This is a genomic window from Sulfuricurvum sp. (assembly GCF_028712165.1).
Taxonomy (GTDB): Bacteria; Campylobacterota; Campylobacteria; order Campylobacterales; family Sulfurimonadaceae; genus Sulfuricurvum.
Genome location: NZ_JAQTQR010000104.1, coordinates 1 through 6,854, shown reverse-complemented (window position 1 = coordinate 6,854; position 6,854 = coordinate 1). Strand labels below are relative to the sequence as shown.

Genomic DNA, 6,854 nt, shown 5'->3' with positions numbered 1-6,854 from the left:
GGCGTTGATCGCCTCTACATTTTTACGATATTTTTTGACTTCTCGATCGTTTTTGGTACCGAAAATTTTTCCGACAAGCGATTGGAGCATTAAAAGCCTTCATTATGAACAGTATTGAAAAAGTCGCTGATTTTAACATACGAAATCTATTGTTTTGGTTAATGAGCATAGGGTACAATGTCAAAATCAACTAATCAAGGATTTTATGTGCGTTTTTTGCCCCTGTTTTTTTTACTCACCCTCACCCTTTTCGCTTCCCCGAAAGAACTAAACTCATTTAATTCCAAATTCATTCAGACTATTGTTGATGAGAATGGAAAAAAAATCATCTATCATGGTGAACTGTGGGCAGACAAACCGCAAAACGCATTATGGGTGTATCAAAAACCGATCCAAAAAAGTGTTTATATCAACGGTCAAAAAATCACCGTTATTGAACCTCAAATCGAGCAGGTGACGATTCGCAGCCTCGATGACGAAATCGATTTTTTACAGATTATCCAAAAAGCAAAAAAAATAGATGAAAATCGATATACCGCTACCGTCAAAGGGCAAACCTACAGTGTTTTGTTTAAAAATAATTTGCTCACCTCCATCAGTTATAAAGACGGGTATGACAACAGTGTTACGATCGTATTCACCACTCCGGTTCAGAACAAAGCGATCGAATCCACTAGGTTCAAACCAGTCATTCCTGAGAATTTTGACATCATTAAAGATCGCTGATTTATTAATGATGTACGCATCGTTCTAACACCTGTTCCCGACCCTCTTTACCGATCTCACATTGAAATGTTGTATGACTTATCCCTATCTCTTCGAGAGCATGGGATAGATCATGAAGTATACTATTGGTTGCACTGAGCGTCAGGTCTTCACAAAAGTTGAGACGCGCTTCGAGAAATACCGTTTCATCGTCCAACTGCCACAAATGAATATGGTGAATACTTTCGATACTGTTAAAGATTTTGACTTTTTCAACAATCGTATCCACAGAAATATGTTCCGGTGAAAACTGCATCAGCATACTGCCCGATTCGCGGACGATTCCATAGGATGACCGGATAAGATAAAATGAGATCAACAAAGATAAAAGAGGATCGATCCAATACCATCCGTAAAAATAGATCATCGCACCGCCAGCCAATACGGCGAACGATGTCATCAGATCTCCCATCAGATGCAAATAAGCGGATCGGATATTCAGGTTATGACCGGCATCACGGTGCAATAGCCATGCAGAGAGACCATTTACGGCAATTCCCAATGCAGCCAATGCCATTACCCATGTCGAATCAATTGCCTGCGGATCTAAAAAGCGGTGAATGGATTCAACAATCAGATAAAGGGATACCGCGATCAGAACCGAAGCGTTAAACAGCGCTGCAAGAATTTCGGCACGTTTAAAGCCGAATGTTTGACGAATATTTTGAGGACGATGCGATAAACGGTGAGCATAATAGCTGATGACGAGGCTCATCACATCGCTAAAGTTATGAAGGGCATCGCTTAGAAGTGCCAATGAACCCGATAGTATCCCGCCTATAAATTGTGCTGCGGTAATCACTACGTTAAGAAGAACACTAAAAAGAAGCTTGCCTCCGCTGATGTCACTGTCGTGATTATGATGATGATGGTGGTGGTGATCCATAAATATCTGCCCTAATTGAAATTGAGAAACTTTATCGTAAATAACTTTAAACGTATTGGCTGTTACCTATTAGTTACTGTTTCAAAATTATTCTTACACTCGAGTAAGATTTTTTTCTTGCTACACCCGATAAGGAGTATGCCATGACCGTTAGTTCCAACTACAGCAATGCGTATTCGTCTTACAGTTCTTCCGCAACATCCTCATCTCAACAAACAAACAAACCGAGTTTTGAGGATTTGGCAAAAGAGTTACTGAGTTCGATGGACACCAATAACAACGGTTCAATCGATTCAGCCGAATTTAGTGCGGCGGCGCAAGCACTTGCAGCAAGCACAAGTAACAGTGACAGTTCTACAAACAGCAACTCTACTACAAGCAGTTCCTCCGTCACAGATGCTTTTAACGCACTCGATACCAATAGTGACGGAACAGTGAGTACCGATGAACTACTCTCCGCACTTCAAAACACAAAACCTCAGGGACATGAAGGCGGTATGCCTCCCCCTCCTCCACCGAGTGATTCAGCCTCTGCTTCATCGAGCACTTCAAGCAGCAGTGAGATTTTTGATGCAATGGATACAAATCAAGACGGAACCGTCAGTATCGACGAATTATTGGCTGCATTAGGAAATTCAAAAACAGATTCGTCCGCTAAAAATGGCACATCTTCTGCAACGGATTCTTCTACTGCATCATCAACGACTCAATCCAATACTTCTTCTCAAAAATTGAGTGATATTATGCTCAAAAACATTCTCTCCTACTACGGTAACAATAGCACTTCAACCGATACTACTTCTCTTTTAAGTATCAGTGCATGATGTGGTCATGCCCATTTTTGGGCATGTCTCTAATTTTTAATATTCTCCTGAATGTTCTCTGATTGGATATGCAATTTTGGGAATGATACGATTTCAGACGTTTGAGAAGCCATCTGAATTTTTCCTTCACTTTTTTCCACTTCTACTAAAAATCGGGTAAAAAGCTGATCTCTGGTAGAGCGTCGCTTTTTGAAATCAACCACATACCGCAGGGTGAATTCTATCCAGTTATCGGTAGCTGATATCGTTACCATCGGTTCTACAGTGGCAGATTCCACCGCATAAAGCTTGGATAGATTTTGCCAACTTTCACGGACGGACTCCGTAAAATCTCCTACCACATCATCCGCAATACTCATCAGTGTTTGGCGCGTATGTTCAACAGAGCTACCATATCGAATCGGAAGGATAATTTCATCCCATAAAAAAGGAAATTCTCCCGAATAGTTATAGACAGGGTCTTTGAAAATAAAGCTGTTTGTTACCCGAACAATCCTACCGTTGTACAAATCACTGTTGACCCATGCACCGCATTCCATCAAAGTGGTACGTAAAATCCCGATATCAATAACGTCGCCGTAAATGGAACCTATTTTGATCCGGTCTCCGACACGATAAAAAGAGGAAAAAGTAATTGCGAGCCATCCGGCAATACTGATGATCACTTCTTGGAGGGCAAAGGCAATCCCACCGGCAATCACTCCGATCATTACCGCAAACCCGCTCATATCTTTTTTAAACGTTGCAATTGCAATCACGACGAAAATCAAATAGGCGATCAGGGTAACGGCTTTTCGCATTCGATACCGCGTCGTACTCTCTTCGACGACGCTGTTAATCCGTGATTTGAGACTATAAACAATACCCATTATGATAAAAAAAGCAATCAATACAACGGTAAACTTAGAAATCATAGGATAGAGACCGATCCAAAGATTCCATTTTTGCAGAATATCGCTCATCTACATCCTTTTCACTTAATCAGTGTTATGTCAGCAACGCTCTTAGATTATATCATTTACATTAACTCTTTCAATAGGTGTGATTCCAGGTAAAGTATAGTGATGCGAGTGGTCTTTCTTTTTAAACAGCTGCGGGAGTCTAGAGCTTATTTGATCGGTATTAAAACGATAGCTTAGGCCAAATTGACATATATTTTGATTCATGTCCATACTATTGTAGTGCCGTTCTGCCGACATAAAAGCTTTTATTGAATCTTTGAAATTATGCGAATATTTTATACCGGCTACTTTATTATTGACCATATCACTACTGGAGTATAAACTCATTTGAGTATAGTCATTTTCCCGATATTTTAATTCCATACGATTTGAACCCATAAAGTTTGTCTCTTCTTTCTTATAGTTCATTGCGAATATCGCTTTCAACTTTGGCGAAAGTCTCAATACCGCTGCCATTTCGGATGAAATTTTTCTATTATTATTTAGATATTCTTCGATACTGTTATCTGAAACCAAACCTCTATTTTTTTCATCTACATCATAATAGACGAAAGAAGTTTGAATCTCTTGCAACGGAGATTCCTCATCAAAGAGGTCATAGGAATATTCGGCACCTACCGTTTTTTGTGTTGATTTGAGTGCGTACGGATCAAAAAATCTTGTCAAATACGCACCGGAAAGCTTGATTTGTCCTTCTTGCAAATTAAAATTTTGGGAGACGATAAATTTATCCATAGAAGGTGATTCGGCTACGCCGATATAAGTCCCCATATTGCCATCGGGGGAAAGAGCCTTAAAATCGGCATTAAAAACAGAAATATCTTCTGTTTGATGGAGTGTGCTGTTGGAACCGATATTGATGCTGAACCATTGATTATTTGTATAAACGAATTGTGCTGAGATATTGTTTTCTTTCGGCGCTATGGATATATATTGGATAATGTCGCTGTCATGTTTAATGAAATTGATCCCTTTTTCATTCGCAACTACCGAAGAAGGATCGATTAGAAACTCGCCTTGGGCATTCAGTGACGTTGAAAAAAATACTAAAAAAAGAGAAAAAACAAAAAAACGTGCAATCAATGTAAAAGATGCTCTCTTTGTTGCTTTTTTCATAATTAGAAATTAATCTCCAAAAATTAATCGATACCTAAAACTATAAATTGAAGATACCATATTCCGATTGAAACAGTATACCCGATTAATACCGTCCAGGCCAACTTCATGTGGGAAGCAAAGGTATAAATTCCATGCATTCTCCCCATTACTCCGACACCTGCTGCACTCCCAAAACTGATAAGAGATCCGCCCACACCTGCGGTCAGCGTCAGAAGCATCCATTGGGTATAGTCGAGCTGAGGATTGGCTTTCAGCACCGCCGACATGACCGGCACGTTATCAATAACGGCTGAAACAAATCCGACTCCGATATTGACATAAGTAGGGTTGACTCTATCGTATAGCGTGGTAACGTATCCCAAAAATCCGGCAAAATACAACGCACCGACGGCAGCTAAAATTCCGAAGAAAAAGAGAAGGGTATTGTTTTCGATTCTGCTGATTGATTTAAAGATGTTGACATCTTGTTTATGACGTCGTTTCAGCGTATACATGTACAGTTGTAAAACGGAAAGTCCAAAGAGCATTCCCCACATCGGAGGAAGCTGCATCACCTGTTTACATAAAACCGAAATTGCAATCGTTGCAATTCCGATAAATATAATGACTTTTCCCCCTTTGAGGATTTCAATACTTTCAGCTGTTTTAGAATCGCCCTCTTTATTCGGATCTTCATTCGGTACATAACGGACAAGAAGATATGCGGTTACAAGCCACCCTAAAAATGCTGCAGGGAAGAGATAAAGAAAATCGACAAATTCCCCTTTTTGTGCCGTCCATGCCATCAGAGTGGTGATGTCTCCAAACGGACTCCATGCTCCGCCTGCATTGGAAGCGACGACAACATTGATAGCGCTAGGGACTAAAAAAGCTTTGTTTTGTTTTTCTATCGTAATGAGTACGGTAGAGAGAATCAAAGCGGTAGTCAGATTATCCGCAATCGGAGAGATAAAAAATGCAAGGATTCCCGTAATCCAAAAGAGTTCGCGGTAACTGTACCCTTTAGCGATCAGCTTTCCTTTGAGGGCATTAAATACCCCTCTTTCGATCAACGCTTCGACAAAGGTCATAGCAACATACAGGAAAAAGAAGATCTCTGCAATTTCATAGACAAGATGGGTGATTTCATTTTTGAACGGAATAAAATCCAGTCCGTAGAAGGCATAAAAGCCTCCGATAAGGATATACATAAATGTTCCGATAAACAATGCAGGTTTTGCTTTGTCTATATGGTATTTGTCTTCCATCGCAATGAAGTAATATCCTGCAATAAAAATGGCTAATAGCATCCATCCAAACGGATGGGTTGATAGATCAATGCCGTCTAGCTGCATATCCAATGTCATGATCTTCTCCTTTTTTTGACAATACTTAAGTATTCTATAAATGATCCCTTTCAGTATAGTTAATCAAAGTAAACGAAAAATAGTGATTTAAAAACAAGATGAATCTAATTTATAAAATTAAGATATATATTATATGATTAATTTACCGTTTAATGTTTTAGTATATAGTTAGGTGCATAGTTTAAAAGGTTATATATGAAACGTATTGTTATTAAAGTAGGAAGCGGTGTTTTGACGGAGAACAACACCATCGCAAAAGAAAGAATGCTCAATCTGGTCGCCCTCGTAGCCAAGCTGCAAAAACGGTATGAGATTATTTTGGTCACGTCAGGAGCAGTCGCTTCGGGATATACGGCATTAAAGCTCAACCGTAAAGAGCAAATCAGCAAAAAAGTACTCGCATCTTTGGGGCAGCCGATTTTGATGAGCAGTTATAAACGTAAATTTGAGAAGCATGATATTGCTATTTCGCAAATTCTACTCACCGAAGAGGATTTCGACTCCCGTAAACGAACCGCTATTTTCACCGAAATCATCAATACCCTGTTGACTCACAAAATTCTCCCTATCGTCAATGAAAACGATATTTCGACCACACCGGAGCAGGTATTCGGAGACAATGACCAGCTCTCAGCTCACGTCGCCCATTACATGGAAGCCGATTTACTAGTAATATTAAGTGATATAAACGGTTATTATGACAAAAATCCGTCCGAATACCCTGATGCAACAATCCTGAAAGAGGTTAACTCCATACCGTTGGAATCGTTAACTGCCGAACACACTCCGAACAATGCATTTGCAACAGGTGGAATTGTCACAAAGCTGATGGCAGCACAGTTTCTTTTGGAACGGGGAGGCAAAATGTTTTTATGCAGCGGATATGATTTGAGTGATGTTAAAAGCTACCTGTTAGACGGTGTTCACAAAAGAGGTACCCTTTTCGTTTCAG

The 6,854-nt window shown here is 39.8% G+C and carries 7 protein-coding genes; 3 read left to right on the top strand and 4 right to left on the bottom strand.

The genetic code is table 11. The annotated features are described in order from the left end of the window. Window positions 1-207 precede the first annotated feature (207 nt). Window positions 208-726 carry a LolA-like outer membrane lipoprotein chaperone gene (gene lolA, locus PHP90_RS13380; RefSeq protein WP_299930915.1) on the top strand — a complete coding sequence of 173 codons (519 nt, stop codon included), beginning with the start codon at window positions 208-210 and terminating at the stop codon, window positions 724-726. A 4-nt stretch (window positions 727-730) separates the two neighbouring features. Here lolA and PHP90_RS13375 read toward each other — a convergent pair whose 3' ends face one another. Continuing rightward, on the bottom strand, window positions 731-1,651 hold the full coding sequence (locus PHP90_RS13375) for a cation diffusion facilitator family transporter (RefSeq protein WP_299930914.1): 921 nt from the start codon (window positions 1,649-1,651) through the stop codon (window positions 731-733). 143 nt (window positions 1,652-1,794) lie between these two features. Between PHP90_RS13375 and PHP90_RS13370 the strand changes: the two genes are divergently transcribed. Next, complete coding sequence (locus tag PHP90_RS13370; protein ID WP_299930912.1) at window positions 1,795-2,475, top strand: EF-hand domain-containing protein; 681 nt, start codon at window positions 1,795-1,797, stop codon at window positions 2,473-2,475. Window positions 2,476-2,504: 29 nt separating this feature from the next. Here the strand turns inward: PHP90_RS13370 and PHP90_RS13365 are convergent, their stop codons facing one another. From PHP90_RS13365 to nhaD, 3 genes are read right to left on the bottom strand one after another with little or no spacing between them, the layout of a single operon-like run. Then, window positions 2,505-3,437 (bottom strand): mechanosensitive ion channel family protein, encoded by a 933-nt coding sequence (locus PHP90_RS13365; protein WP_299930910.1) that lies wholly within the window; start codon window positions 3,435-3,437, stop codon window positions 2,505-2,507. 42 nt (window positions 3,438-3,479) lie between these two features. Next, window positions 3,480-4,553: a hypothetical protein gene (locus tag PHP90_RS13360; protein WP_299930908.1), complete on the bottom strand. Its 1,074-nt coding sequence runs from the start codon at window positions 4,551-4,553 to the stop codon at window positions 3,480-3,482. A 23-nt stretch (window positions 4,554-4,576) separates the two neighbouring features. After that, window positions 4,577-5,902 (bottom strand): sodium:proton antiporter NhaD, encoded by a 1,326-nt coding sequence (gene nhaD, locus PHP90_RS13355; protein ID WP_299930906.1) that lies wholly within the window; start codon window positions 5,900-5,902, stop codon window positions 4,577-4,579. Window positions 5,903-6,097: 195 nt separating this feature from the next. Between nhaD and proB the strand changes: the two genes are divergently transcribed. After that, the coding region (gene proB / locus PHP90_RS13350) for a glutamate 5-kinase (protein ID WP_299930905.1) at window positions 6,098-6,854 on the top strand (757 nt) is incomplete at its 3' end.

Excerpts from the sequence above, each read along its gene's own strand:
- PHP90_RS13360 (WP_299930908.1), bottom strand. The coding sequence starts at position 4,553 with ATGAAAAAAGCAACAAAGAGAGCATCTTTTACATTGATTGCACGTTTT.
- nhaD (WP_299930906.1), bottom strand. The coding sequence starts at position 5,902 with ATGACATTGGATATGCAGCTAGACGGCATTGATCTATCAACCCATCCG.
- PHP90_RS13375 (WP_299930914.1), bottom strand. The coding sequence starts at position 1,651 with ATGGATCACCACCACCATCATCATCATAATCACGACAGTGACATCAGC.
- PHP90_RS13365 (WP_299930910.1), bottom strand. The coding sequence starts at position 3,437 with ATGAGCGATATTCTGCAAAAATGGAATCTTTGGATCGGTCTCTATCCT.
- PHP90_RS13370 (WP_299930912.1), top strand. The coding sequence starts at position 1,795 with ATGACCGTTAGTTCCAACTACAGCAATGCGTATTCGTCTTACAGTTCT.